The 23,461-nt window shown below is 41.4% G+C and carries 24 protein-coding genes and 1 pseudogene; all 25 read right to left on the reverse strand.

Features of this window, described 5'->3' with window-relative positions:
- Window positions 1-83: 83 nt before the first annotated feature.
- On the reverse strand, window positions 84-917 hold the full coding sequence (locus CYJ98_RS03655; protein WP_101756290.1) for an Imm52 family immunity protein: 834 nt from the start codon (window positions 915-917) through the stop codon (window positions 84-86).
- Window positions 918-1,153: 236 nt separating this feature from the next.
- Window positions 1,154-1,999, reverse strand: coding sequence for an Imm52 family immunity protein (locus tag CYJ98_RS03660; RefSeq protein WP_101756291.1), 846 nt, complete (start codon window positions 1,997-1,999; stop codon window positions 1,154-1,156).
- A 17-nt stretch (window positions 2,000-2,016) separates the two neighbouring features.
- Window positions 2,017-2,799, reverse strand: a complete 783-nt coding sequence (locus tag CYJ98_RS03665; RefSeq protein ID WP_101756292.1) for a Tox-REase-5 domain-containing protein — start codon at window positions 2,797-2,799, stop codon at window positions 2,017-2,019.
- Window positions 2,787-3,191 carry a hypothetical protein gene (locus CYJ98_RS03670; RefSeq protein WP_101756293.1) on the reverse strand — a complete coding sequence of 135 codons (405 nt, stop codon included), beginning with the start codon at window positions 3,189-3,191 and terminating at the stop codon, window positions 2,787-2,789. Before CYJ98_RS03670 ends, CYJ98_RS03665 begins: the two co-directional genes overlap by 13 nt.
- Window positions 3,181-3,723, reverse strand: a complete 543-nt coding sequence (locus CYJ98_RS03675; protein WP_101756294.1) for a DUF4123 domain-containing protein — start codon at window positions 3,721-3,723, stop codon at window positions 3,181-3,183. The genes CYJ98_RS03670 and CYJ98_RS03675 overlap by 11 nt, the downstream gene beginning before the upstream one ends.
- On the reverse strand, window positions 3,710-4,585 hold the full coding sequence (locus CYJ98_RS03680; RefSeq protein WP_317870078.1) for a type VI secretion system Vgr family protein: 876 nt from the start codon (window positions 4,583-4,585) through the stop codon (window positions 3,710-3,712). The genes CYJ98_RS03675 and CYJ98_RS03680 overlap by 14 nt, the downstream gene beginning before the upstream one ends.
- Window positions 4,586-4,597: 12 nt before the next feature.
- Window positions 4,598-5,953 (reverse strand): annotated as a pseudogene (locus CYJ98_RS03685) (type VI secretion system Vgr family protein); the annotation flags it as partial.
- Window positions 5,954-6,646: 693 nt separating this feature from the next.
- Complete coding sequence (locus tag CYJ98_RS03690; protein WP_101804502.1) at window positions 6,647-7,900, reverse strand: type VI immunity family protein; 1,254 nt, start codon at window positions 7,898-7,900, stop codon at window positions 6,647-6,649.
- A gap of 17 nt (window positions 7,901-7,917) precedes the next feature.
- A complete protein-coding gene (locus CYJ98_RS03695; protein ID WP_101756358.1) occupies window positions 7,918-9,477 on the reverse strand; it encodes a hypothetical protein in 1,560 nt (519 codons plus the stop codon).
- Window positions 9,477-11,822 (reverse strand): type VI secretion system Vgr family protein, encoded by a 2,346-nt coding sequence (locus CYJ98_RS03700; protein WP_101804501.1) that lies wholly within the window; start codon window positions 11,820-11,822, stop codon window positions 9,477-9,479. The genes CYJ98_RS03695 and CYJ98_RS03700 overlap by 1 nt, the downstream gene beginning before the upstream one ends.
- Window positions 11,823-12,016: 194 nt before the next feature.
- Window positions 12,017-12,436, reverse strand: coding sequence for a hypothetical protein (locus CYJ98_RS03705; protein WP_101756342.1), 420 nt, complete (start codon window positions 12,434-12,436; stop codon window positions 12,017-12,019).
- 11 nt (window positions 12,437-12,447) lie between these two features.
- Window positions 12,448-13,080 (reverse strand): M15 family metallopeptidase, encoded by a 633-nt coding sequence (locus CYJ98_RS03710; RefSeq protein ID WP_101756343.1) that lies wholly within the window; start codon window positions 13,078-13,080, stop codon window positions 12,448-12,450.
- A gap of 104 nt (window positions 13,081-13,184) precedes the next feature.
- Complete coding sequence (locus tag CYJ98_RS03715) at window positions 13,185-13,778, reverse strand: hypothetical protein (RefSeq protein WP_101756344.1); 594 nt, start codon at window positions 13,776-13,778, stop codon at window positions 13,185-13,187.
- Between the two features lie 122 nt (window positions 13,779-13,900).
- Window positions 13,901-14,338, reverse strand: coding sequence for a hypothetical protein (locus tag CYJ98_RS03720; protein WP_101756345.1), 438 nt, complete (start codon window positions 14,336-14,338; stop codon window positions 13,901-13,903).
- A 177-nt stretch (window positions 14,339-14,515) separates the two neighbouring features.
- Complete coding sequence (locus CYJ98_RS03725; RefSeq protein WP_101756346.1) at window positions 14,516-14,815, reverse strand: hypothetical protein; 300 nt, start codon at window positions 14,813-14,815, stop codon at window positions 14,516-14,518.
- Between the two features lie 166 nt (window positions 14,816-14,981).
- Window positions 14,982-15,251, reverse strand: a complete 270-nt coding sequence (locus CYJ98_RS03730; protein ID WP_234395611.1) for a hypothetical protein — start codon at window positions 15,249-15,251, stop codon at window positions 14,982-14,984.
- Complete coding sequence (locus tag CYJ98_RS03735; RefSeq protein WP_234395610.1) at window positions 15,235-15,567, reverse strand: DUF4112 domain-containing protein; 333 nt, start codon at window positions 15,565-15,567, stop codon at window positions 15,235-15,237. The genes CYJ98_RS03730 and CYJ98_RS03735 overlap by 17 nt, the downstream gene beginning before the upstream one ends.
- Before the next feature lie 862 nt (window positions 15,568-16,429).
- A complete protein-coding gene (locus CYJ98_RS03740) occupies window positions 16,430-17,665 on the reverse strand; it encodes a type VI immunity family protein (RefSeq protein WP_101756347.1) in 1,236 nt (411 codons plus the stop codon).
- Between the two features lie 572 nt (window positions 17,666-18,237).
- Window positions 18,238-19,347, reverse strand: coding sequence for an SEL1-like repeat protein (locus tag CYJ98_RS03745; protein WP_083286419.1), 1,110 nt, complete (start codon window positions 19,345-19,347; stop codon window positions 18,238-18,240).
- A 91-nt stretch (window positions 19,348-19,438) separates the two neighbouring features.
- Window positions 19,439-19,948, reverse strand: coding sequence for a hypothetical protein (locus CYJ98_RS03750; RefSeq protein WP_101756348.1), 510 nt, complete (start codon window positions 19,946-19,948; stop codon window positions 19,439-19,441).
- A gap of 253 nt (window positions 19,949-20,201) precedes the next feature.
- Window positions 20,202-20,732, reverse strand: coding sequence for a hypothetical protein (locus CYJ98_RS03755; protein WP_101756349.1), 531 nt, complete (start codon window positions 20,730-20,732; stop codon window positions 20,202-20,204).
- A 1,260-nt stretch (window positions 20,733-21,992) separates the two neighbouring features.
- Window positions 21,993-22,478 carry an RHS repeat-associated core domain-containing protein gene (locus CYJ98_RS03760; protein ID WP_101756351.1) on the reverse strand — a complete coding sequence of 162 codons (486 nt, stop codon included), beginning with the start codon at window positions 22,476-22,478 and terminating at the stop codon, window positions 21,993-21,995.
- A 13-nt stretch (window positions 22,479-22,491) separates the two neighbouring features.
- Complete coding sequence (locus tag CYJ98_RS11100; RefSeq protein WP_101756352.1) at window positions 22,492-22,887, reverse strand: pentapeptide repeat-containing protein; 396 nt, start codon at window positions 22,885-22,887, stop codon at window positions 22,492-22,494.
- Between the two features lie 5 nt (window positions 22,888-22,892).
- Window positions 22,893-23,156, reverse strand: coding sequence for a hypothetical protein (locus tag CYJ98_RS03765; RefSeq protein WP_145988418.1), 264 nt, complete (start codon window positions 23,154-23,156; stop codon window positions 22,893-22,895).
- 34 nt (window positions 23,157-23,190) lie between these two features.
- Window positions 23,191-23,400 (reverse strand): hypothetical protein, encoded by a 210-nt coding sequence (locus tag CYJ98_RS03770; protein WP_145988417.1) that lies wholly within the window; start codon window positions 23,398-23,400, stop codon window positions 23,191-23,193.
- Between the last annotated feature and the right edge of the window lie 61 nt (window positions 23,401-23,461).

A 23,461-nucleotide genomic window follows, 5' to 3' on the forward strand; every position in this document is an offset into this window, starting at 1 on the left:
TTGATCCAATATAGAGGTCGAATATTTTAGGCCGTCTGAAAACCGTTTTCAGACGGCCTTCCTATCAATGAAACGGAACATGATCAAAAAACAGGTAATAGCCCTTTTTCCCATAATGCGATTTCCAAAAAATTGGCTTTCTGCACATGCTCGGCATTGAAAGAGGTAAACCACTCGTCTCGGTTGCTGACAACTAAGGTATTTTTGCCGTCTATGTCGATGGCCTCCGCCGTGTCGGGAATATCGCTTTGTCCGATTTTGTGCGGCAGTCCTATCATCCATGCACAAGTCCCGCGGTGAGGGAAGACAGCGTAGCTGCCTTCGTAGTAGTCGGGGGAGGTGGGGGAGCGTATATCGAAATTGCCGTCCGCTAAAGTAATACTGTCCACGGGATAGTGCTTATAAGCCAGCCTGATCAGTTCGATTAAATCCTGTTTGCTGTAATACGGTTTTTTATCGGGTTCTTTGCGTAGGAGGTCAAAATATATTCCCAATCTGTCAAATTTTTCGTCGGCATAATCGGTATCCAGTAGTCTGAGTTTGTGCGTATAGCTAAACTGAAATTTGCGGACATCTAAAGCTTTGCCATCCATAATGGCATTTAACAGTACCTGTATATCGTTGCTTTCATTACTTTTCGCTATTTGGTACAGAACCGAATCAAATTCACGCATCAAACTGTATTGGACGATTTTTTTCTCCCGCTTCAAATAATCAACCCATGACCAATCGTCATCCTCACATGGCTGAATATGTCGACTGACATCTAGCAAAAAAAATCTGAGTTTTTGCAGATAGGTATCCAAGGCGAGGGTTTTGTTTCCCGTATAGTTTGGATGGATGCGGATGCGTAAATAATAGGTGTTGTGATCTTCAAAATCTTTTAAATCATCAAACGACGAAACAAATTTCAACATAACAATTCCTTAATTAAATGGTTCAGGCACAAATATTCGGATTGTCATCGCACCATTGCTTCAATTCTTTCTGCTGTTTTTTCTCCTGCTTCAACCGTTCTTCACGGTCTTTGCTGTCTTCAAACGATTTTTTTGTTCTTGAGGGGTCATGCTTTGTCCTATGTAGAGGTCGAATATTTTAGGCCGTCTGAAAAACCGTTTTCAGACGGCCTTCCTATCAATGAAACGGAACATGATCAAAAAACAGGTAATAGCCCTTTTTCCCATAATGCGATTTCCAAAAAATTGGCTTTCTGCACATGTTCGGCATTGAAAGAGGTAAACCACTCGTCTCGGTTGCTGACAACTAAGGTATTTTTGCCGTCTATGTCGATAGCCTCCGCCGTGTCGGGAATATCGCTTTGACCGATTTTGTGCGGCAGTCCTATCATCCATGCACAAGTCCCGCGGTGTGGGAAGACAGCGTAGCTGCCTTCGTAATAGTCGGGGGACGTGGGGAAACGTATATTGAAAATGTCGTCGTCTATTTCGACCAAGGTAACGGGATAATGTCTGTAAATCAGTCTGACTATATCGATAATGTCTTTTTTGTTTAGCAACGGTTTTCTGTCTTCATGACGCCATACGCCGTGAAATGAAAGTTCCAAACGGTTATGTTTTTTCAGCATACAATCTGTTTTAAGTTGGGTATGATAACTGGCAATAATCAAATCCTTATCATCCAAGCTGTCTCCGTATGCGAAAGTATAGAGATCGATATTAGGGAAAACTATTTCATCGTTATCATCCTCTGCATTAAGCTTGATCATCTTTTGACAGAGTACTTCCATATCTTGGGGTAAATGGAGGGTAATAATCTTTTTTTGTCTTCTGGAATATTCATACCAAAATAAATTCCCATATTTTAGAACATGGATATTATGTCTAATATCGGCAAAAAACTTTTCCATATTTTCCAAGGAAAAACGGATTGTCTCATTTTTATCATATACATCTTCCTGCTTCATATAGGCTCGTATGCGGTAGGTGATTTTTTGTTCATCCTCAGGCAAGTCATTAAATCCAGAAACAAACTTTAACATTTTAATTTCCTTTTAAGTTAAATAGACACATCAGGTAGATCAGGATTATTTCGATAATATTCTTGTAGTTCACGTCTTCTTTTATCCCGTTCTTCTTTATCTTCAAAGGGAGTATGATGAACACTGATAGAATTTTTGGCAAATGCTTTAATATCAATAAGCTTTGTAAAAATCTTGTAAGTTTTTATCTCTTTTAAATGCCATTCAAGCTTAATTTCTTTACCTCCCGTCAGCTGACGCTTCTTAATGATGATTTGTTCTTGCTTTTTTAGTTGTTTGACAAATCCTTTAACTACGCTTTCCCAAATCCTCTCTCCATTCTTAATCCGGTCAATCCAATCATACCGGCCTTTGGCTTCAGCCAAGGTGCAGTAATCCTGCCAAAAACCATCCCATCTGTTGTAACCGCCAAAAGACCATTCTGTCAGTAACCCACCTTCATGAATAAAAGCAAATGAAGCCTTCATGTTGGCAATATAAAGCTGGTACTCCACCCAAGGTTTAAACTTACTTTGTTTAACAAAAAACGGTTTCCCCTCACACCGTACCGAAGGTAGGCAGCGACAGTCCTTCTTCCGATTCCTCGCACTTTCCTCCGCCTCTCTTGCCGTTACTGCTGGACGGGCAATGGCCTGCCCGTTTTCCATTGCGGCAGGTCTGGTTACGGAACTTGGATAGCCAGGTGAAACTGGGAAAGGGGGGCGAATGCCGCTTCCAGGTATAGGGCGGACAGCGCCTCCTGATACGGGGCCAGTATTCGGTATAGGACGGATGATCCAAGGTGCGACTATTCCCCCCATTCGACCTCCATACCAAACATTTCGTAATTGCGTGCCGCCCAGTCTGCCAAAGCAATCTGGTCTTCAATACCCAGGGCGACAGTTTCGCTTTTGCGAATTTCCCGCGCCAACTCGGGATTATCCATCGGCGTTACGCCGTTGTTGACCGCATAAATGCCGTAACGCACCAAGAGTCTGTCATCGTCCTCAAAACCGTATTTCTGAGCATCCCTCACAACGTCGTCCAAAATCGGATTGAGGTCTTTGCCTTTGATATTGGCCTTTAAAAGGGGAAACTGCTCTTCCCCAGCCTTTCTAATAACCCTTTCCAGCCATTCCTTGGTTTCCAAGTCTTCCAAATAGCGTTGCTGGAATTCGTCCAGTGCGAAAACCATTTCATCGTTATTTTTCATCTTCCTTCCTTTCGTAGAGCTGATATTGCCCGATGCGGGTATCCCAAAACATACATTGGTCGATTTTATTCCAAAAGCGTTCTGCCTGGTACTCTTGCAAGATATTGAAAAATGCGGGCATAACGCGCGGATCGTAAAAGCGGAACAGGACTTCCCTGCCGTTTTTCATGCTGCTATTTAAAAAAATCTGAAGGTGTTTCTGCAATTCGATTAAAGGATAACTACTCCAAAGCCATATTACGGCGTTTCGTACCTTTTCGGATTTATGCAAGTAATTTAAAGCATCTTCATCCGCATCAAAAGACGGGCTTTCAATCAGGCACAAATGGGGAGCCAAATCAGGATAGATTTCTTCAGGTGTGTTTTCAAACAGACTGACCGAGTAAGTAAAGCATCCTATTTTCTGTTTCCTGTCCAGCTCCATTCGAGTGAGTGGATTAAAAGCTGCCATATCGATAATGGCATATAAACTTCTTACCTGATGCCGCTTTCTTCCAAAGTTTTCTACAACTTGTTTTTTAGCGTAAAACATATGCGCTTCCTTCTTCAGCCGCTTTTTTCAAACACGATCGAGATAACCGGGTTTCTTGCATAAGCGGTAATGCAAAATCTTTTTGTGCCGCCCCATTCACCACCAACGGCGCCCTCACCCGCACCACCTTCGGGCTCCCGATCTCCACTTCCCCGTTGCTCAGTTTGATATACGCCCCCTTGCAGGTGATCAGAATCTCTTCCTTCGCCGCTATGGTGATTTTCCCTGCGCTGCTGGTTAACGTTGCGTCCTTTAAGGCATTCAGCTGCAATTCGTCATTCTGTGCCTGCACTTCCACTTTGCCCTGATTGGCCTGCATCTTGATGCCGCTGCTTTGCGCAAACAGGTTAACGCTCTCTGCCGCATGGGCGGTCAGGCTTTGGCCGGCGGTAATGTCGGTATGGTTGCCGCTGACCAGGTGGATGTTTTCATTGGCGGTGTGAAGTTGGCTTTGTTCTGTTGCGGTGGCAATGCCGGCGGGAGCGGTTTGGATTAAACCGGCCTCTTTCAGGTCTTTAAGGGCGTCTTTCAGACGGCCTCTTTGGGTTTCTTCATCGGTGTTGTGGTTGTTGGCGGTTTGGGCGGCTTTGTTCAGGCTTTTGGCCAGGGAGAGTGCCTGTTCGAGTTGGGAGATGGCATCGTCCATATCCAGCACTTTGCCGTTGGCATCCTGGTTTTGTGCGCTGACGAGTATGCCCTTGCCGGCCCGTACCGCGCCCCAACCGTCGGTTCTGAGTTCGAAGCCTTCGCCATTCTCTCCGCGTTTGTTGCGGTTTGAGTCGACGATGTGGCCGAGGTTGAGTTGGGATTTCTGATAGTCGGTGGCGAGTTTGATGTGTTCCTGTCCCTGCAGGTCTTCCATCCTGAGTTTGTTGTTCGCCCAGGTACGGATGACGTTTCTTGTGTTCCAGTCTGCAGGAATGTGGTCGGTATGGGCACTGTCGTGCATGACGCCGGAGATATACGGACGGTCGGGATTACCCTGTACGAAGGACAGCATCACTTCGGTGCCTTCGTGTAAGGGGAAGTGGATGCCGTATTCGGGACCGGCATAGGGTTTGGCCAGTCGGACGGGACGGCTTTCCCCGCCCGGACTCCATTCGTCCAAATCAAACGGTAATTTGACGCGGTAACGGCCCATATCGTCTATATAGGCGTAGGTGCAGTTCTCAGCCGCGGTTACCCGTGCCGGTAAGGTACCGTCGATATGCGGACGCGGGGTGATGCGTTCGGGACGGTAGGCGAGTTGGGCGGGGATGGTGGTAAAGGTATGGCTGTAGGCGGTATCTCGGCTGCCGCTGTGTTCCATGGAAAGTACCAGCCAGCCGTCGGGTGCTTCTGGGAAGGAGACATCGGTTTGGAACACCTTCATCGGCGTCATAGAGACGACGTTGCCGCTACCGTTGGCGATGGTTTGGCGGCAGAGGTTGGCTTCGTTCAACAGGGTCGTCTGAACTTGGGCTTCGTCGGTTGTTTTGGGATGAAGGCCCCAGTGCTGCTGTTTGCCCAATAAGACGGTATTGTCGGCTGATTCTTCGGACTGTTTGTTGTCGGTTTCGGCAAAAAGGTCGGTATCGGCACTGCGGTAGTTGTAGTCGGCCGTGCGTATGCCTTCGACGATGGGGTTGTGGCGGATGCTTAAGTTGAAGAGTGCTTCGGTACCGACACTCTCCAATCCGGCATGGGGTCGGTAGGAAACGGGTAAGCCTTGGCTGCGCCAATAGTGTGCGGGACTGTCGCCGAAGACGACTACGTCGCCATGTTGTTCATGCTGTTCGAAGGCATACCAAATGCCCTCTTCTTCACACAGACGGTTGATAAAGTCGAAGTCGCTTTCGAGATATTGGGTGACATACTCGCGTACAGCGTAGTTGCGGCTCTTTTGGAAACGGTAGTCGACACCGGAGAAGCCGTGGTGTTTGAAGACGGCGGCAACGATGTCGGGGACGGTTTGGTATTGGAACAGCCGGGAAGTCTGGAAATGTTTTAAAGCCGCGAAGCGCGGCTCTAAAACAAAGCGGTAAACGGTTTCATCCTTGGAAACCGACAACTTCTCGCATGAGGTGATAATGCCCTGCCATTGCTTCGCCGGGGGATCGTCTGAAGCAGACCCGAATGCCCCGGCCACTTCCGACAGTAAGCCTTCCTGCGGACGAATCTCAAATGCTGCGCGTTGGTTGAGGTAGGAAGAGAGAGGCAGGGAGGAATCGGTGGAGGTGGCAGTGATTTCGACACGGTAAGCGGTGTTGACCGCTTCGGTTGCACTGAAGGAGCGGACTGAAAGTGAGGGGGAAAAACGGGCGAAGGTGAGGTGGTAGGATTAGCGGGCGGTCATAAGGTTAATATCCGACTGACGATGAGCCCTGTATAGTAACGGGGATAATGCCGATGGTAAAGCGAATGGGATGAATGGGGGGGAAGGCCGTCTGAACGATTGAAATAAGAGATAAAGAGACATTTTACCCCGCCCTATTCCACCATTCAGGGAAAAAGTGGTAAATTAAGCAGCCACATTTCTCTTTAAAACCATTGATTTTATACTAAAAATTGGAGTACTATTAACTTACTCTCTAGAGTATCATTAATTCTCATTTGACATATAGGAACAATAAGCGGAATTTGTTGAAGAATGGAGAAAAGGAAATTAATTTATATTATGTTAAATTAATAATGCTAGTATTTTAGCCTGCTAACTCCTGTTTCTCTAAGTAGTTCAATCACTTACAAAATTCAAAAACAAAAAGGCCGTCTGAAATTTTTCAGACGACCTTTTTGTTTATATTCCCCAGCCTTTTCTCAACAAATTCCTTGTTGTTAAAGTCTCCGGTTATTTCAATAAGCAATTTGTCCAAGACTTTATTCAGGGATTGCTTCGGTGTTATTTTTTAGACCCACCTGCCGACTGATTGTTTATAGCCTGGCTTTACCATATAGGTTTTCTACGCAACGGCTCGTCATGGTCTCCTTTGACAAGCTCCCAAATCGTCAGACCCATTTGGGGGCCGAGAAGTGCTTTTTGCGTTCTCTCCCCTTCTCCTTCAGGGAAAATTTCTCCTTTATTGAAATGACGGGTTTCGCCGTTAAAGCTGGTAATTTTCCATATGCCCGAAATCGGGACAGGTTCTTCCTCGACGCCGATGATTTCCTGCGGTGCTTGAGTGTAGATCTTTTTGCCGTCTTTTTCTTCCACTTCCCAACCGTCCCATCTTCTCGACCAATAATACATCTGTTCGCGGGTAATGCCGCCCATATTCTCGCGAGGATATTTTTCACGTATCGGTTCTAAAGCGCGGTTTAGCGCAATATAGTCCAAGGGTAAATCTTCGTGGATATCTCCGGTTTCAGGCAAATTGCCGATTTTGAAAACTTTGATACCTGCTATATCACGCATCTTAATATCGGGATGATTCGCTAAAACAGGCTCTATCCTGCCTGCCGGCAGCTGTCCGTAAAGTTCCCTACCAACCAGAGTGTACCAACTGATACTGCGTATGTTGTATCTATAAAAAGTTGACAAATAATCGGTTGTAACCGGAATCAGACCGAAATTCTCGCGGCAAACTCCGTATTCGTATGGCGCACCATCGTAATAGTTATGCGGTGGAATTGCTGCCAGACCGATATAGCCATGGAAAACATCCAGCTTCTCTGCAATCTTGTCGACAAACTCATCCAGTTTTGCCAAATCTTGGGGGGAAGACAAAATTTCCAGTGGAAGATTAAAAAGCAGAGTGCCTAGCGGCATATGCGGCTCATTTGCCCAACCTGCGGCAATAGAGGAGATACTGAAATAATAGGATGCGCTGGTATCTGCATGCTCGCTTTGCATCCACCAATCAACCTCGGAAGCATTTTCGGTTCTTTCATCCAGCCAACGGTACACCTTATTCCGTTCTTTAAGGTACGACTTCTCACTCAACTTGATCTGGCGCATCCGACCGCTTCTGTTCCGTGTGCCGGTTCCTATCTCATGGCTGGCTATTGTCAGCTTGTCTTTCGACCATTCGTAATAGAAATCCATCAAACCGGTTAAGGCATCGGCGACATCATCACGGGTATTAAAATAGATTGCGCCACGTATGCCCAGTTTCAACAGGGTAAAGTCATGTTCGTTGTTACGTTTGCTGCGGTCGGCGGTATAGTGGATGGCAATGAGTTTCTTTTCAGTATCATTCATGAATTATCCTTTCTTGATTAAAATGAAGATTTGTATCCGGCGGCGCAACTGTTGCGGGCTTCTTCTTTGCTGGTGATGATTTCCCCATTACAACCTACTATGGTTACATGAGGACTGGCATCATACTCTTCTTTGCTTGCATCTCTAATATATGCAACTTGATCAATGGTATAAGTATTTCCTTCTACAACAGGTATTCCTTCTTTGAAATGAAATAAGGTATAGCCCAAGTCAAATTTACGAAGGAGCTCTATTTTCTTCTCAACAGCCTCTTCTATTTCTTCATCAGTAAAATCAATAGTCTCAGCATTTGCACTGCTCCATAGGCCTAATCCAGCTGCCACAACAGAGCCGCTTCTCACAATATTTAATCCTAGTTGTGGTGCGCGGGCAGCCATCGCTAAAAGCGACAGAACGGCAGGAAGCATTTCCACAATAATAGGTGCTAAAAAGACAGACAAAGTGCCCACAATGGTAATTTCTATAATCAACATCAAAACATCTTCACCACGAATAAGAACCTTTGTTTCGATTTTTTCGGCAGATACCAAAGTCAATGCATCAAGATCAGATTCTTGCTGAAGGTATTTTAATGCCTTCAGCATGCTCTGCTTGTCAGCTAACGGCTTTGATGTGTCATTGTCTTCATTTTGCCAGAAAAGTATATCCTGTGTTGCGTGGAAACTACCTTTTTTGCCATTTAGCCAAGGGATATCTTGGAATAGCTTTAAGGTTTCAGGGCTATACTCTAATTGTGATTGTTTTTGAGGAGAAAGAAGGGGGGTCAAATTCTGATCTCCTGTTTTGGAAGTTGCAGGAGCATTTGCCCATTTCTCCCATCTAAATGCTCCATTGCGATTTGGTTCTTGAGTAAATACAGGAGCCAGTTCGGTTGCAGTTTCATGAGTCTTTCTCCCTTCAGACGAACTAATATGCAACAACGTCAGGCCTAAATCCTTAGCATTCATACGGATGAGATTTTTTGATTTACCTCTCAAGATTCTCAAATAATTTCTTTCCTGTCCATTATTCCAATTATCACTCTTACCGCTTTCATACTGGAATTTAATTTCGACAATACGTAATAAATTATCGGGAAAATCTTGTAGATACCATTTGTTTTTTTTGTGATTAGGAATTTGAAAAATGGGATCGTCGGCTGTCAAACTGCTGCCATCCCATTTTTTACCTATCCACATCAGATTTTTATCTTTCAGGATAACAAGGTCGGTACGTACAAAAAATGAGTTTTTTAATACGCCTTTCGATCTAATTCCATAATAAACCGATCGATGCTGTCCATCTGTTTTACTGGAAGATAGAACGGGAATGGGCATTGTTTGCTCATCTCCAGGAATTTCCCATTTAGATTCTGCCTTATACTCCCATTTATGGGAATTAAGGTACTCATCCGCACGAATCAAAGCAGAAAAGCGACTTTGATATTCTTTGCCACGTCTGGATTGTTTAACCGTTTTCATGGTTATGTCCGCTTTGATATAAATATACCCATAGTTCAAGCGGCTTGGTAGTTTCGCGTATTTTTCATTCTCGTTAACGGTGGTAATCAGTGTCATTATTGAGCCCCTTCATTTTCAGTCCATTCAAGATATAAATCCATTGACTCCACCCCAGCGAAATATAGAGTTCTCTTACGTTCGGAAGAGTGTTTCTGTATGTCGATTTTTACTTTTTCAGGTTTATCTGTAAACGCCATGATGGTTTTCCCCTCCATATTGGTTATACCTTTAAGTTTTTCGTTATTTTCTGTCGTCAATTCATATGGCAAATTTGTAATAGGAAGGCCTGTTTTTTCATCATAGATAATGTATCCGCCACTATAATTTTGTTTAAAATCAGATATCTTATGTTTTATTCCGTTGGCCCCATTCACCACCAACGGCGCCCTCACCCGCACCACCTTCGGACTCCCGATCTCAACTTCCCCGTTGCTCAACTTGATATACGCCCCTTTGCAGGTAATCAGAATCTCTTCCTTCGCCGCAATGGTGACTTTCCCCGCACTGCTGGTTAACGTCGCATCCTTCAGTGCATTCAGCTGCAGCTCGTCATTCTGTGCCTGTACTTCCACTTTGCCCTGATTGGCCTGCATCTTGATGCCGCTGCTTTGCGCAAACAGGTTCAGACTCTCTGCCGCATGGGCGGTCAGGCTTTGGCCGGCGGTAATGTCGGTATGGTTGCCGCTGACCAGGTGGATGTTTTCATTGGCGGTATGCAGTTGGCTTTGTTGGGTTGCGGTGGCAATACCGGCCGGGGCGGTTTGGATTAAACCGGCCTCTTTCAGGTCTTTAAGGGCGTCTTTCAGACGGCCTCTTTGGGTTTCTTCATCGGTGTTGTGGTTGTTGGCGGTTTGGGCGGCTTTGTTCAGGCTTTTGGCCAGGGAGAGTGCCTGTTCGATCTGTGCGATGGCATCGTCCATATCCAGTACTTTGCCGTTGGCATCCTGGTTTTGTGCGCTAACGAGTATGCCCTTACCTGCCCGTACGGCACCCCAACCGTCGGTTCTGAGTTCGAAGCCTTCGCCATTCTCTCCGCGTTTGTTGCGGTTTGAGTCGACGATGTGGCCGAGGTTGAGTTGGGATTTCTGATAGTCGGTGGCGAGTTTGATGTGTTCCTGTCCCTGCAGGTCTTCCATCCTGAGTTTGTTGTTCGCCCAGGTACGGATGACGTTTCTTGTGTTCCAGTCTGCAGGAATGTGGTCGGTATGGGCACTGTCGTGCATGACGCCGGAGATATACGGACGGTCGGGATTACCCTGTACGAAGGACAGCATCACTTCGGTGCCTTCGTGTAAGGGGAAGTGGATGCCGTATTCGGGACCGGCATAGGGTTTGGCCAGTCGGACGGGACGGCTTTCCCCGCCCGGACTCCATTCGTCCAAATCAAACGGTAATTTGACGCGGTAACGGCCCATATCGTCTATATAGGCGTAGGTGCAGTTCTCAGCCGCGGTTACCCGTGCCGGTAAGGTACCGTCGATATGCGGACGCGGGGTGGTACGTTCGGGACGGTAGGCGAGTTGGGCGGGGATGGCGGTAAAGGTATGGCTGTAGGCGGTATCGCGGCTGCCGCTGTGTTCCATGGAAAGTACCAACCAGCCGTCGGGTGCTTCGGGGAAGGAAACATCAGTTTGGAACACCTTCATCGGCGTCATAGAGACGACGTTGCCGCTACCGTTGGCGATGGTTTGGCGGCAGAGGTTGGCTTCGTTCAACAGGGTCGTCTGAACTTGGGCTTCGTCGGTTGTTTTGGGATGAAGGCCCCAGTGTTGCTGTTTGCCCAATAAGACGGTATTGTCGGCAGATTCTTCGGACTGTTTGTTGTCGGTTTCGGCAAAGAGGTCGGTATCGGCACTGCGGTAGTTGTAGTCGGCCGTGCGTATGCCTTCGACAATGGGGTTGTGGCGGATGCTTAAGTTGAACAGTGCTTCGGTACCGACACTCTCCAATCCTACATGGTGGCGGTAGGAAACGGGTAAGCCTTGACTGCGCAAGTAGTGTTCGGGACTGTCGCCGAAGACGACTACGTCACCATGTTGTTCATGCTGTTCGAAGGCATACCAGATGCCCTCTTCTTCACACAGACGGTTGATAAAGTCGAAGTCGCTTTCGAGATACTGGGTCACATACTCGCGTACGCTGTAACTGCGGCTTTTTTGGAAACGGTAATCGACACCGGAGAAGCCGTGGTGTTTGAAGATGGCGGCAACGATGTCGGGAATGGTTTGGTGTTGGAACAGTCGTGAAGTTTGGAAATGTTTCATTGCCGCGAAACGCGGCTCTAAAACAAAGCGGTAAACGGTTTCATCCTTGGAAACCGACAACTTCTCGCATGAGGTGATGATGCCCTGCCATTGCTTTGCCGGCGGGTCGTCTGAAGCAGCCCCGAATGCCCCGGCCACTTCCGACAGTAAGCCTTCCTGCGGACGAATCTCAAACGCTGCGCGTTGGTTTGAGGTAGGAAGACAGCAGCAGCCGAGGTGGCGGTGATTGCGACACGGTAAGCGGCATTGACTGCTTTGGACGGAGGAAAGCCGTCTGAAAGTATTTTTCAGACGGCATCATTATAAAAACTACTTATAGATTATAAAGACAATTAATTGTTACAATTTTTGATAATAATTGATTTAGGTATCTTCTTAATTAAATTAACAAAATCATTTCTAACCTCAGCATAATTAATATTTAATTCTTTCTTATTAATTAGTATATATATATTTCTTTTATCTTTAGAAATATAACCATCCTTAAACCTAAACTCTTTATACGTACCTGAACTTAACTTATTTCCCTTTTTAAAATTATATACATACAAAGACTTACCTGTCTCCCCATAGTAAGTTGAAGTAATAAAACAATGATTTAACCTATCTTTAAATAGTTTTAGTTCCCTTCCCTCTAAACTTGACTCTTCATCATCAAGTTCAGAAGTAAAAATTAAATTTACTCCGTATGCATTTTGACATAATAAGACAAAGAATGTAAATATAGCTAACATTATATTTAATAATTTCATAATAACTCCATCTAAATATCATATTTAACAGCTAAAGTATCGCCACCCGCAGCTTTTACAGCTGCTCTTAGTTGAGCCATATTTTTACCAACCTTCAATTCGAAATGAGGATAATCCTTAAATTTTCTCCAATGTCCTCCCCATGCTAACCCCTCTTCAATTCCTATATGTGCAATTAATTTCAGTAATCTAATATTCTCTGCATCATCTTCCTTTTTCATGTGGGGCCTGCCATCCTGCCAAATTGGAAACACATCTATTGCGAGTCCAAAATTATGATTACTTTGCCCTCCTTTTGCATTTGTTACTATTGATCCAGGCATTGTTCTCCCTTTGGCATACAATTCATCCTGTTCTCTGTATGTCCTATATCCCTGCACAATTTTTAATTTAATTTGATGTTGTTCATGCACTTTTTTAATAAACATTCTTACTTTATCTTGAAATTGAGGATGAAGTTTATTAATTTTTGTTTCATTTTGATCATGTATCCCTCTATTCTCCTTAACCACTGTAACAGGCTTCCCATCCACAGAATTTACTCGCTTTACCTCCTTTCTCTGCCTTAATTGGGGAGATGTATATTTTGCACCGTTAGCTCTCTTTGGTCGACTAGCTGTTCCTGTAGCAGAGGAAGGATTCATCTGCACTTTTCTTGCAGATGGTTGGTTACCTATTTCTTGTGCCTTTTCATCATAAATTTGGTAAAAGATAAACTGAGAGTTAGTTCAAAGGGAACGCTTCCTGTTTAATAAAACAATTTAACCAGCCACTGTATAATTTTTGCATCTATCCGTTGAAGGAGGTTGGAATACAGTGGAGCAACAGGACCGCCGTCAGGTCCCCCACTCCAGCCGATATATTCATCATCTATAGAGGGTCTTGCAAAATTTTCAGGAACCAATTCAGTGCCAAATAGGGATGTATCTCGATAATAGTAGAGCAAATTATCCTTTTCATCGGCAATAAAGATTGCTGTCCTAAAGCCGTTCCATCCTGTACAGGCAAAAGTTTTTCTATTCTTTAAAATTCTGCGATTATCTGCCAAAATTTTTTTTTCCAATTCTATTTGTTCTAAACGTTCTAATTTATGTTGATATAAATACTCACATTCGGGGTTATCTTTGTAGCGTAATTCCCGATAAATTGCTTCAGGATTTTGCATAAAATATAGTCCACAAGAACCTTCTTGATAATTTACTAAGTATTCATTTTGATAACAATCACTGCTCACGGAAAGATTTTTTATCTCTTCTCCCATCCCCGTTATTCGCCAATACTCAACTAATCCAAATATCAATATAAAGAAACCAAACCATTTCACTATTTTTTTCTTTTTCATAAACTTTGCCTATTATTTCAAAATACTTCTATTTTTTTGGGGACAATGATATTCTTTTAGGGATGAAAATACCAACAGATCCTTATCTATCTTTTAAGATACTAAATTATATAGATAAAAATTCATTTATAGCATAGAGTGTCAATAAACTTTGCTTCTATCCTATGGAAAATAGATGGGTTTATAGAAAAGGATTCTGTTTGAGCATATAGGCCTAAATTAAATATACCTTCTTTATTTAAATTTAAGTCCAAAGGCATACTCTGCCAAACTTCATTATGAAGATAATAAAAAGATAGCAGCTCCCCTTGATCATCATATAAATATATTCCGGAATAAAGGCCGTCTATGCTTAAAAAATTTCCTACGTTATCAAGGCAAACAACAATATTTTTATTTTCACTTACGTTAAACCTTGCACATTGGTCTCCATCACTGGGAATCTTATAACTAGATAAAGTCTTTTCTTTATAATAACAATATGCACTATATCTAAAATAAGAATAAGACAAAATTATGGCCATCAAAATAGTTACTATTAAAGTAATTCTTTTAAACATAATTTCTCTTGCCTATTTTAATTTCACTTTATAAGCAGGCCGTCTGAAAAGTCTCAGACGATCTTTATAAATATTGGATTTCTAATCTAAGGTAAAGCACTCGAGCATCGTGTGCCATTGGTATCATACGAGAGGTGCGTTTGAAGAAGTTTTCTATGTGTATTGATATTCTCTAACTCATTTGGACTTAATACAAGATTCACTCAAATATTTTTTTACTTCCTCTTGTGCCTCTACAGTACATGGAAATTCATTAAAAATATTAGCATTACAATATAATAGGTATTGTTTCAATTGCTCTTTAGGTACATCTTGTATATCACGCTCTCCTATGGGATCGTAGTATATGCTCTGAAAAAACCACGGTTTTTTAAAAAAAAATACATAATTATTGTCAAATTCCCCTGTTTTATCAACAATACCTATAAACAAATACAATGAAGTAAAAATAAAAATAAAAACCAGCATTTTATTCATAAAGTTTCCTTATCTAATTTTTTAAGTTATAATGCTTACCTTAAAAACAGCAAGGGACGTTAACTTTAGACTGTTTGAAATGGTTTCTTTAAAGCCAACAAAAACACGAGTTTTCAGCTATTTTCGTGCCTAATATCCCCTTTTCTTCCTTATCTCTCACAAACATTCAAAACCAACCGGCAACAACACCAAACAAATAAGTCATACCGCTCCATATCCATTTACTCATTGCAACCGTCATCCACCCCATCAGCACCAATACAATCAAACCAAAAAAATCAGGCACATGTAAATAGAGCCAAACAACAACAGGTTTTTGCCAAAAATCTGATTGCTGCCGTTTCTTCTCCAAAGCCGCATGCATAAATGGGCGCTCTAGATGCAGATCGCTGTCTATTCCATACTCGCTGTGTACATATTCATTGATGACTTTCAAAGTACGGCGGGAAAATATCGATAAGTGTACCGACAACAGGAATCATGCCAAGCACCATATCGGCAAAAGCAAGATATACGGCAGAACGCATTTTATGTTCCGGTACGCCCAACTCCCGTCCCATGCGAAAAGCCTTCATCGTCAGAATAAGTCCGGCAATATCCCCGACAAAGGGAATCAGCGATAACATGGCATCAGCACCAATCCCCTGCTTGGTAAAAGGAATGCAGAACAAACTGTCCATAGTATTGGCATATTTAGCCAACTCGCGTTCACGTCGGATGATTTCCTGACGCTCATAAGGTATAGGGTGCATGCTTCATTATGTCTTGATTGTAGTGGTTTAAAAATTTAGAGCGGTACAACATTATTACTGTTTACGGTCATTCTCTATAAAAGCCAATTACAGCATGGCCGTTTGTAACACAAGGTCGTCTGAAAAGCATTTGGGTGTTTTTCATTTCATTGTCAGACGACCTTCCTCACTTAAGAGTATCCACTTTGATCAGGCTGGTTATTCAAGTATGACAATGAACTTAATATAGTATCTGTGAAGATGCCGGCGGTAAAGGGGGAAGGATTATCGGGAAGCAGACCGTTGGTTGTATTTAGGTAATTTAAAATCTTAGTGCCACCCTATTCCATTACACCTACTATCAGTGATAGGGCGACAGTATATGAGTAGAAGGTTAAGGCTCCCAGCTCTCTACCCTATTCCACTAAACAATAATTAAGTGGTAGAGTTACGGCAAGATTAAACTGCCAAATTTATCTTATAAACCTATTGATTCTATACCAAAAATTGGAGTACTATTGACCCACTCTCTAGAATATCATTAACTCTCAGTTAACAATCAGGAACAAAAAGCGATTTTGATGCAGGAATAGGAAATGGTCAGATATTTTATATTATGTTAAATTAATAATGCTAGTATTTTAGCCTGCTAACTCCTGTTTCTCTAAGTAGTTCAATCACTTACAAAATTCAAAAACAAAAAGGCCGTCTGAAATTTTTCAGACGACCTTTTTGTTTATATTCCCCAGCCTTTTCTCAACAAATTCCTTGTTGTTAAAGTCTCCGGTTATTTCAATAAGCAATTTGTCCAAGACTTTATTCAGGGATTGCTTCGGTGTTATTTTTTAGACCCACCTGCCGACTGATTGTTTATAGCCTGGCTTTACCATATAGGTTTTCTACGCAACGGCTCGTCATGGTCTCCTTTGACAAGTTCCCAAATCGTCAGACCCATTTGGGGGCCGAGAAGTGCTTTTTGCGTTCTCTCACCCTCTCCTTCGGGGAAGATTTCGCCTTTATTGAAATGACGGGTTTCGCCGTTAAAGCTAGTAATTTTCCATATGCCCGAAATTGGAACAGGCTCTTCCTCGACACCGATGATTTCCTGTGGTGCTTGGGTGTAGATCTTCTTGCCGTCTTTTTCTTCCACTTCCCAACCGTCCCATCTTCTCGACCAATAATACATCTGTTCGCGGGTAATGCCGCCCATATTTTCACGGGGGTATTTTTCACGTATCGGTTCTAAAGCGCGGTTTAGCGCAATGTAGTCCAAGGGTAAATCTTCGTGGATATCTCCGGTTTCAGGCAAGTTGCCAATTTTGAAAACTTTGATACCTGCTATATCACGCATCTTAATATCGGGATGATTCGCTAAAACAGGCTCTATCCTGCCTGCCGGTAGCTGTCCGTAAAGTTCCCTGCCAACCAATGTATACCAACTGATACTGCGTATGTTGTATCTATAAAACGTTGACAGATAATCAGTCGTAACCGGAATCAGACCGAAATTCTCGCGACACACCCCGTATTCGTACGGTGCACCGTCGTAATAGTTATGCGGTGGAATTGCTGCCAGACCGATATAGCCGTGGAACACATCCAGCTTCTCTGCAATCTTGTCGACAAACTCATCCAGTTTTGCCAAATCTTTGGGGGAAGACAAAATTTCCAGTGGCAGGTTAAAAAGTAGGGTGCCTAGCGGCATATGGGCTTCATTAACTAAACCTGCGGCAATAGAGGTAATGTCGAAATAATAGGATGCGCTGGTATCTGCATGCTCACTTTGCATTCCCCACATCACCTCTGGCGGATTTTCCTCCCGATTGTCCAACCACCGGTAGATTGTATCCCGTTCTTTCAGATATGATTTTTCGGTCAGTTTGACTTTTTTAATATCCCTATGGCCTCTTTCGTGCCTAGCTATTGTCAGCTTGTCTTTCGCCCATTCGTAATAGAAATCCATCAGAGCGGTTAAGGCATCTGCGACATCATCGCGGGTATTAAAATAGATTGCGCCACGTATACCCAGTTTCAACAGGGTAAAGTCATGTTCGTTGTTACGTTTGCTGCGGTCGGCGGTATAGTGGATGGCGATGAGTTTCTTTTCGGTATCATTCATGGATTATCCTTTCTTGATTAAAATAAAATCTTACGTTCGGCGGCGCAGCTGTTGCGGGCTTCTTCTTTGCTGGTGATAATTTCTCCATCACAACCTACTATGGTTACATGAGGACTGGCATCATACTCTTCTTTGCTTGCATCTCTGATATATGCAACTTGATCAATGGTATAAGTATTTCCTTCTACAACAGGTATTCCTTATCTTTGTCCCATCCTATTCCATTGAGCACATTATCAGATTGAGCACATTATCAGATTGAGCACACTATCAGTGATAGAGCGACTGCTTTTATAATTGCTTGTTGTATTCAATGAATAAAACAAAGGCCGTCTGAAAAGCTAAATTTAGTTTCAGACAGCCTTTAATTAGACCTTTTTTACTTTACACTAATCTGACAGACAGAGACTCTCCTCGACTGATTTGGATTTAAGTTATCGATGCCGCATCTTGCTGTAAACGGTACGTAAGTTCCGGCTTTGAGTAACAGAAGTAGGTTATTACTTCTATCTTGTCAATAGGGTATTTTCCCTTATTCTTTCTCTACTTATAGGCTTGAGGATAATAATTGCCTACTCAGAAAGCTTATCCTGCCAATATTGCTTTCTTACCTCATTTTTCGGAATATTTTTGCTACCCTGTCCATAGATTTCTACCAATTTTTTGGCTGCTTTAATTTCACCGTTATTGGCCGCACGTTCGAACCATTCCACTGCTGTTATCTCGTCTTTTGGTACATACCGTCCTTCCCAATACCATGAGGCCAAAATAGTTTGTGATTTTTCTTCACCAAGTTCGGCAGCTTTTTTATAATATTCATAAGCTTTTTTCTCATTAATAGGGAAAACATTATTTTTTTCAGAATACAACACACCGGCTACAGTATAAGCATAAGGATCATTTTGAGCCAAAGCTTTTTCTAACCATTGCTTAGCTTCCTGTTTTTCGGCTTCTGTTTTGGCTATTGGGGCTAACACACCTGCCAATTCTGCTTGCCCTACTGCCATATTTAATTCAGCTGCTTTTCTCAACCAAAAAATAGCATCTTCTGTTTTACCTATTAAAGAATAAATTGTACCCAAGTTATAAATGGCCATTTGATTACCTCCATCCTCTGCAGCTCTTTTAGCAAATTCCAATGCTTTATTTATATCTATATCAACACCTTTCCCGCTAAAGTACATAGTAGATAAATTTTGATAGGCATCAATATATCCTTGATTTGCAGCCAATTGATAATATTCTGCTCCTTTTTTCCAATCTACCGACACACCAACTCCATGGCTGTAAAAAAAGCCCATATTATTATTAGCTGGAACACTTCCCTGCTCTGCAGCTTTTTGTGTCCATTCAAAGGCTTTTTTATAATCTTTATAGATGCCCCAGCCATTATAATAGAGCAAACCTAGGTCAGATTGTGCTCGGATATCTCCATTCTTTGCAGCCTGTTCCATCCAATAAAAAGCTTGCTTTAGATCTTTCGGAGCATTTAATCCATCCATATATCTAACAGCTAAGTTATATTGACTAGAAATATCTCCTTCGATAGCACATTGCTCTAAATATAAAAACGGACCCTGTGGATCGCATTGCGTATCCCTAATCGTCTGATTAGACCCACTGCAACCAACAATTAAAGATAAAATAATGACATTAAGATAGTAATTTATACTTTTAATCATTGATATCTCCTTTTAATTAAGGTTTCTTAGATGGAACCACCATATCCATACCAGTATTAATAGACTGTTTTGTAGCCTCATTTATGAGAGTCTAACTAATATCCCCAACTCCAGTTTTACCTACTTCAAATCCTACAGCGGTACCCAATGCATTACCTGGAACTCCTTTCAACGTCTCTGTTATTGATTTACCTTGGCACATATAATCAGACATAGCTCTAGATCCAACGGATAACCCAGCTTGCGAACCTAATTTAGTTAACCCTGATCCTGCTGCACCGGTTACCATATCTACTCCAAACGCACAAGCATTAACTCGACCATTTTGCATAATTTGAGTTGTACCGGATACCGCAGCAGAAAGCCCTACACTTTTTTCAACAGCGGATAAAGAAGTCCATGCCTGTTCAGCTGAACTTTTTGATAGAACATTAACTCCTCTTGCTGCCAGTGGAATAAGTTCAAGAGCAGCTGCGGCCGTTGTTACTACTGCAGGCCCCCCTACACCCGTTACAGCTAAGGTAGCGTTTCTAGAATCAGCTAAAGTACCTTGGAATTGATGTACGTTCTTACATTTTGGATCTTTACTTAGCTGCGCCATATGTCTTCCAAAAAGTACACCTACACCTGTTGCACATTGGTTATTTCCACTTGTGCCCTAATATGTTTAAAACGTTCTGCTTGAAATTGATTCTCTAAATTCTTTGCTGCATTATCACTAATACCAAAGATTAGGATTCCAGATAAGCCAAATACATCTGTCTAAGTTTGCACACTATTTGCAAACCGAAACAAACTCTCTCCCCCTGATAGTTTAATTGGATCCTACTGTGTAAACCGTCCCACTCTCCGGATCATAGTTCAGGATTGATCTTATGTGTTTTAACAGTATTTGAAGGACAAAGCTCTAAAGCTTCCTTGGATCGGAGTGATGTAAACATATAATGTACTAGATCAGGATTGTTTGAATAGTATTTACTGACCAAATAAGGAGAGTTGTTTGAATAAAAATAACAATATAATTTACTGTTATCCAAAAAAGGTTGTATTTGGGAAGTTGAAATATTGAAGTCTTTTAAATAGTCTACTCCTTTAGAAGTTATAGGATAAAGTTGGGAAAGGGGTATTTCGTCTGCTTTATTTGCTTCAAAAATAACGATCATTTCATTTGCTTCAACAAAAGTCCTCAAGAATATATTGCTACTGCTTTTGGGAAAAATATCAATATACCATGAAAATGACTTGGAATTTAAAAACTCATCTGGAGTTTTGTAATATAAATCATTATGTTGATCATGGCTAAACATTAATATTATTAATGATATAAATATGATGGCAGATAGTGTGCCTAAAAATATTAAAGCTAATTTAATAAATTTTTTCATGGATGCTCCTTTTTAAAGGCTAATTACTTAATTAAAGGACCGTCCCTGATAACTAAGGAAATTCAATTCAAGTCAGATTTATCACTATGAGGGGGAGTCACCTAAGCTAGTGCAAGTCAAATAACTTATCGAAACGATTTGTAGCAGGCGTTATTACCAGAGCAGTAGCCTGCTTTTTGATCTGTATTTGATGAGTCGGCGGATTCGGATTTGAAGTCCAACTTTCCATAACGTAAAAAGGCCAGTATGCGATTGAACCGCCCACAAAATCTTGGACACCCGATAAAAGCCTATTCAGGCGCGCTGAACACTGGTACCCTAGTGTTACACTTGAAATCCGAATCCAAGTGCCTTTGTATGGGTTGGGTTCTCAACACAATCTACACTTGCTTAACTATATATAATTGTTTCATAATTTATATAGTTTATGAAATATAAACCGAATAATACTTAATGACCAAATTCCAAGAAAGATATAATTCACAAAAAAATATAAAATTAAAGAGTAAGTATCTATTTTCATACCTATTATTATTTTATATATGAAAAACAAAACATTAGAAATCCAGAATACTACTATAGGATAAATAAAAATATTTATTATGTAATTGGATATGAATTTCTTCCTAAATATCCAAAATAAAAGGCTAAACAGACAATATATTATATAGAAATCTCTATGAGAAATAGTCTTTGAGTAGATATTAATATATCCAGGATAAATTGACAAAATAGAAAATATAGCGAATGAAATAATATCTATTATTGTTTTCTTGTCAGAGGTATTAATATATTTGATCATAAATTAAATTTTTCGTTTAGATTTTAGAAAGAATAAAATTTGTACCAATCAAGTTAGCAACAATTCTATCTATAATGCTTGTGATAAACAGCCTAATACGTCTGTTTTAGCTGTTCTTCCCTTGGGGGAATTTCCTTCTACATCAAATCAAATTTCCCCTATTTATCTAGAATAACCTGCGATCATTTGCAAAAATGTATGTCAACGAAATTTTATGAATAAGAATGTACTAAAATTTTCAATTGACTAAAACCTTTCTGATTTAGAGCAAAATAGGAGAAATCAGAAAGGTTTTCATGTTGAAAATAGGATTGAATATAAAATTTTTGTAACTTATGTTATTGCAAAGATTTCAGCCTATTTTTATCTAGCCTTTCAATAAATTCACACATGAATCCCTAGGCATATAAACCCTAAAAGAAACCATAAGAATAAGGATGTGGAAACGAATACTTTTCCTAATCTATTACAAAAGGATTATAATCCGTATGATGCGGAACCATTGTATGATTTATAGATGAATAAGTAGTTCCTACCTGTGCACCTCTACAGAAATGAGAATCTTGTATTGTAGTATCTGAATTAGATAATACACTAACCGTTTTTTTCGTAGCTACATTGGTATAGCTGTAAGTACATGACTTCCTGCTATCCTTATAGCCTCTTCCTCCTCCTCCCTCTTTTTCAGCGGCAATACATTTATATTTTGCCAATCCTAAAGTATCGAGCCATACAAAAACATTTGGAGCAAACGCATATAAACTCTCTCCCCTCAATAGCTTAATCGGATCCTGCTGCGTAAACCGCCCAATCTCCGGATCATAGTAGCGGAAGAAGTTGTAATGCAGCCCCGTCTCTTCATCATAATGCTGATTCTGTAGACGGAAGGGTTGATGTATATCCAGTTTCAGACGACCTTTTTTGAGGGTAACATATCTGCTAATCTAGTACGGCCCCTTATGTTCTATTTGTAGAAAATATATTATCTTCTATATAGCAGTTTTGAAAAGAGCAGTTAGATATTAAATTATCTTGTATATGCATTGATCTGAATACACAATTAATAAATGTACAATTAGTAAATTTTGTATTACAAACTATTGCCGTAATAAAAGAACAATTAATAAAATTACAATTAGTAAAGGAACTATAGCTTATGAAAGCACCACGAAATGAACAGAAAGAAAATTTGAGACTTCCAATTTCCCTATGGGATATTTCGTATCTGTGAAAATCAATATTATCTATATGGGTTAACTGTCTAGAAATTAAGACATCTAATTCTTTTGTTTCGATTTTAATTAGAGACTTTGTAATATTTTTAAGTAATTCTTGAATGTCATTAGATATCATTTTTATTACCACCAATCTATAGGGTCTGGTTGTATATCTCTCAAAGGTATTCTTGGTTTAGATAATGGAGCAGTTCCTGGGGTACTAGCAGGTATTTGATTACACAATAATCCAGCTACCATTCTATGGTTACCATCTACAATAGTATTTCCATCCATTTTAACTGGAGGGGCAATACTACCTCTTTCAATCAATGCTGTGTATCTCGCAACAGCAGGGATGGAAACACTTTTTTGTAATGTTAGATAAGATGTTTTTGCTGTAACCATTTTAATGTTGTTTACTGTAGCATCTAAACATTTCTTACGTTTTTTTTTCTTCCTGGCATTTTCCTGTACATGTATCGCTTTCCGATAATGCAACGACACCCGTTGCAGCAGCTCCAAGCACCCCATATGCAATCCATTTAGGCAATGCCGCATCAGTGGGGTCTGGAGTCATTGTATCAATTGCACTCATAGATAATGCCCCTTTAGCTATGCCAACAGCATTTAATCCCCAAGGGTCCATCATATTTTGTATATTTGTCGAAAATTGATACAGATTGTTTCCACCTTCTAACCCAATCGGATCC

Origin of the sequence: Neisseria perflava (assembly GCF_002863305.2) — a bacterium.
In the GTDB taxonomy this organism is placed as follows: Bacteria; Pseudomonadota; Gammaproteobacteria; order Burkholderiales; family Neisseriaceae; genus Neisseria; species Neisseria perflava_A.

Bases quoted from the DNA above. Each gene is read 5' to 3' on its own strand.
- CYJ98_RS03655 (WP_101756290.1), bottom strand. From the start codon at position 917: ATGTTGAAATTTGTTTCGTCGTTTGATGATTTAAAAGATTTTGAAGAT.
- CYJ98_RS03660 (WP_101756291.1), bottom strand. From the start codon at position 1,999: ATGTTAAAGTTTGTTTCTGGATTTAATGACTTGCCTGAGGATGAACAA.
- CYJ98_RS03665 (WP_101756292.1), bottom strand. From the start codon at position 2,799: ATGGGGGGAATAGTCGCACCTTGGATCATCCGTCCTATACCGAATACT.
- CYJ98_RS03670 (WP_101756293.1), bottom strand. From the start codon at position 3,191: ATGAAAAATAACGATGAAATGGTTTTCGCACTGGACGAATTCCAGCAA.
- CYJ98_RS03675 (WP_101756294.1), bottom strand. From the start codon at position 3,723: ATGTTTTACGCTAAAAAACAAGTTGTAGAAAACTTTGGAAGAAAGCGG.
- CYJ98_RS03680 (WP_317870078.1), bottom strand. From the start codon at position 4,585: ATGGAAGACCTGCAGGGACAGGAACACATCAAACTCGCCACCGACTAT.
- CYJ98_RS03690 (WP_101804502.1), bottom strand. From the start codon at position 7,900: ATGAATGATACTGAAAAGAAACTCATTGCCATCCACTATACCGCCGAC.
- CYJ98_RS03695 (WP_101756358.1), bottom strand. From the start codon at position 9,477: ATGACACTGATTACCACCGTTAACGAGAATGAAAAATACGCGAAACTA.
- CYJ98_RS03705 (WP_101756342.1), bottom strand. From the start codon at position 12,436: ATGAAATTATTAAATATAATGTTAGCTATATTTACATTCTTTGTCTTA.
- CYJ98_RS03710 (WP_101756343.1), bottom strand. From the start codon at position 13,080: ATGAATCCTTCCTCTGCTACAGGAACAGCTAGTCGACCAAAGAGAGCT.
- CYJ98_RS03715 (WP_101756344.1), bottom strand. From the start codon at position 13,778: ATGAAAAAGAAAAAAATAGTGAAATGGTTTGGTTTCTTTATATTGATA.
- CYJ98_RS03720 (WP_101756345.1), bottom strand. From the start codon at position 14,338: ATGTTTAAAAGAATTACTTTAATAGTAACTATTTTGATGGCCATAATT.
- CYJ98_RS03725 (WP_101756346.1), bottom strand. From the start codon at position 14,815: ATGAATAAAATGCTGGTTTTTATTTTTATTTTTACTTCATTGTATTTG.
- CYJ98_RS03735 (WP_234395610.1), bottom strand. From the start codon at position 15,567: ATGCACCCTATACCTTATGAGCGTCAGGAAATCATCCGACGTGAACGC.
- CYJ98_RS03740 (WP_101756347.1), bottom strand. From the start codon at position 17,665: ATGAATGATACCGAAAAGAAACTCATCGCCATCCACTATACCGCCGAC.
- CYJ98_RS03745 (WP_083286419.1), bottom strand. From the start codon at position 19,347: ATGATTAAAAGTATAAATTACTATCTTAATGTCATTATTTTATCTTTA.
- CYJ98_RS03750 (WP_101756348.1), bottom strand. From the start codon at position 19,948: ATGGCGCAGCTAAGTAAAGATCCAAAATGTAAGAACGTACATCAATTC.
- CYJ98_RS03755 (WP_101756349.1), bottom strand. From the start codon at position 20,732: ATGAAAAAATTTATTAAATTAGCTTTAATATTTTTAGGCACACTATCT.
- CYJ98_RS11100 (WP_101756352.1), bottom strand. From the start codon at position 22,887: ATGATATCTAATGACATTCAAGAATTACTTAAAAATATTACAAAGTCT.
- CYJ98_RS03765 (WP_145988418.1), bottom strand. From the start codon at position 23,156: ATGGTTACAGCAAAAACATCTTATCTAACATTACAAAAAAGTGTTTCC.
- CYJ98_RS03770 (WP_145988417.1), bottom strand. From the start codon at position 23,400: ATGATGGACCCTTGGGGATTAAATGCTGTTGGCATAGCTAAAGGGGCA.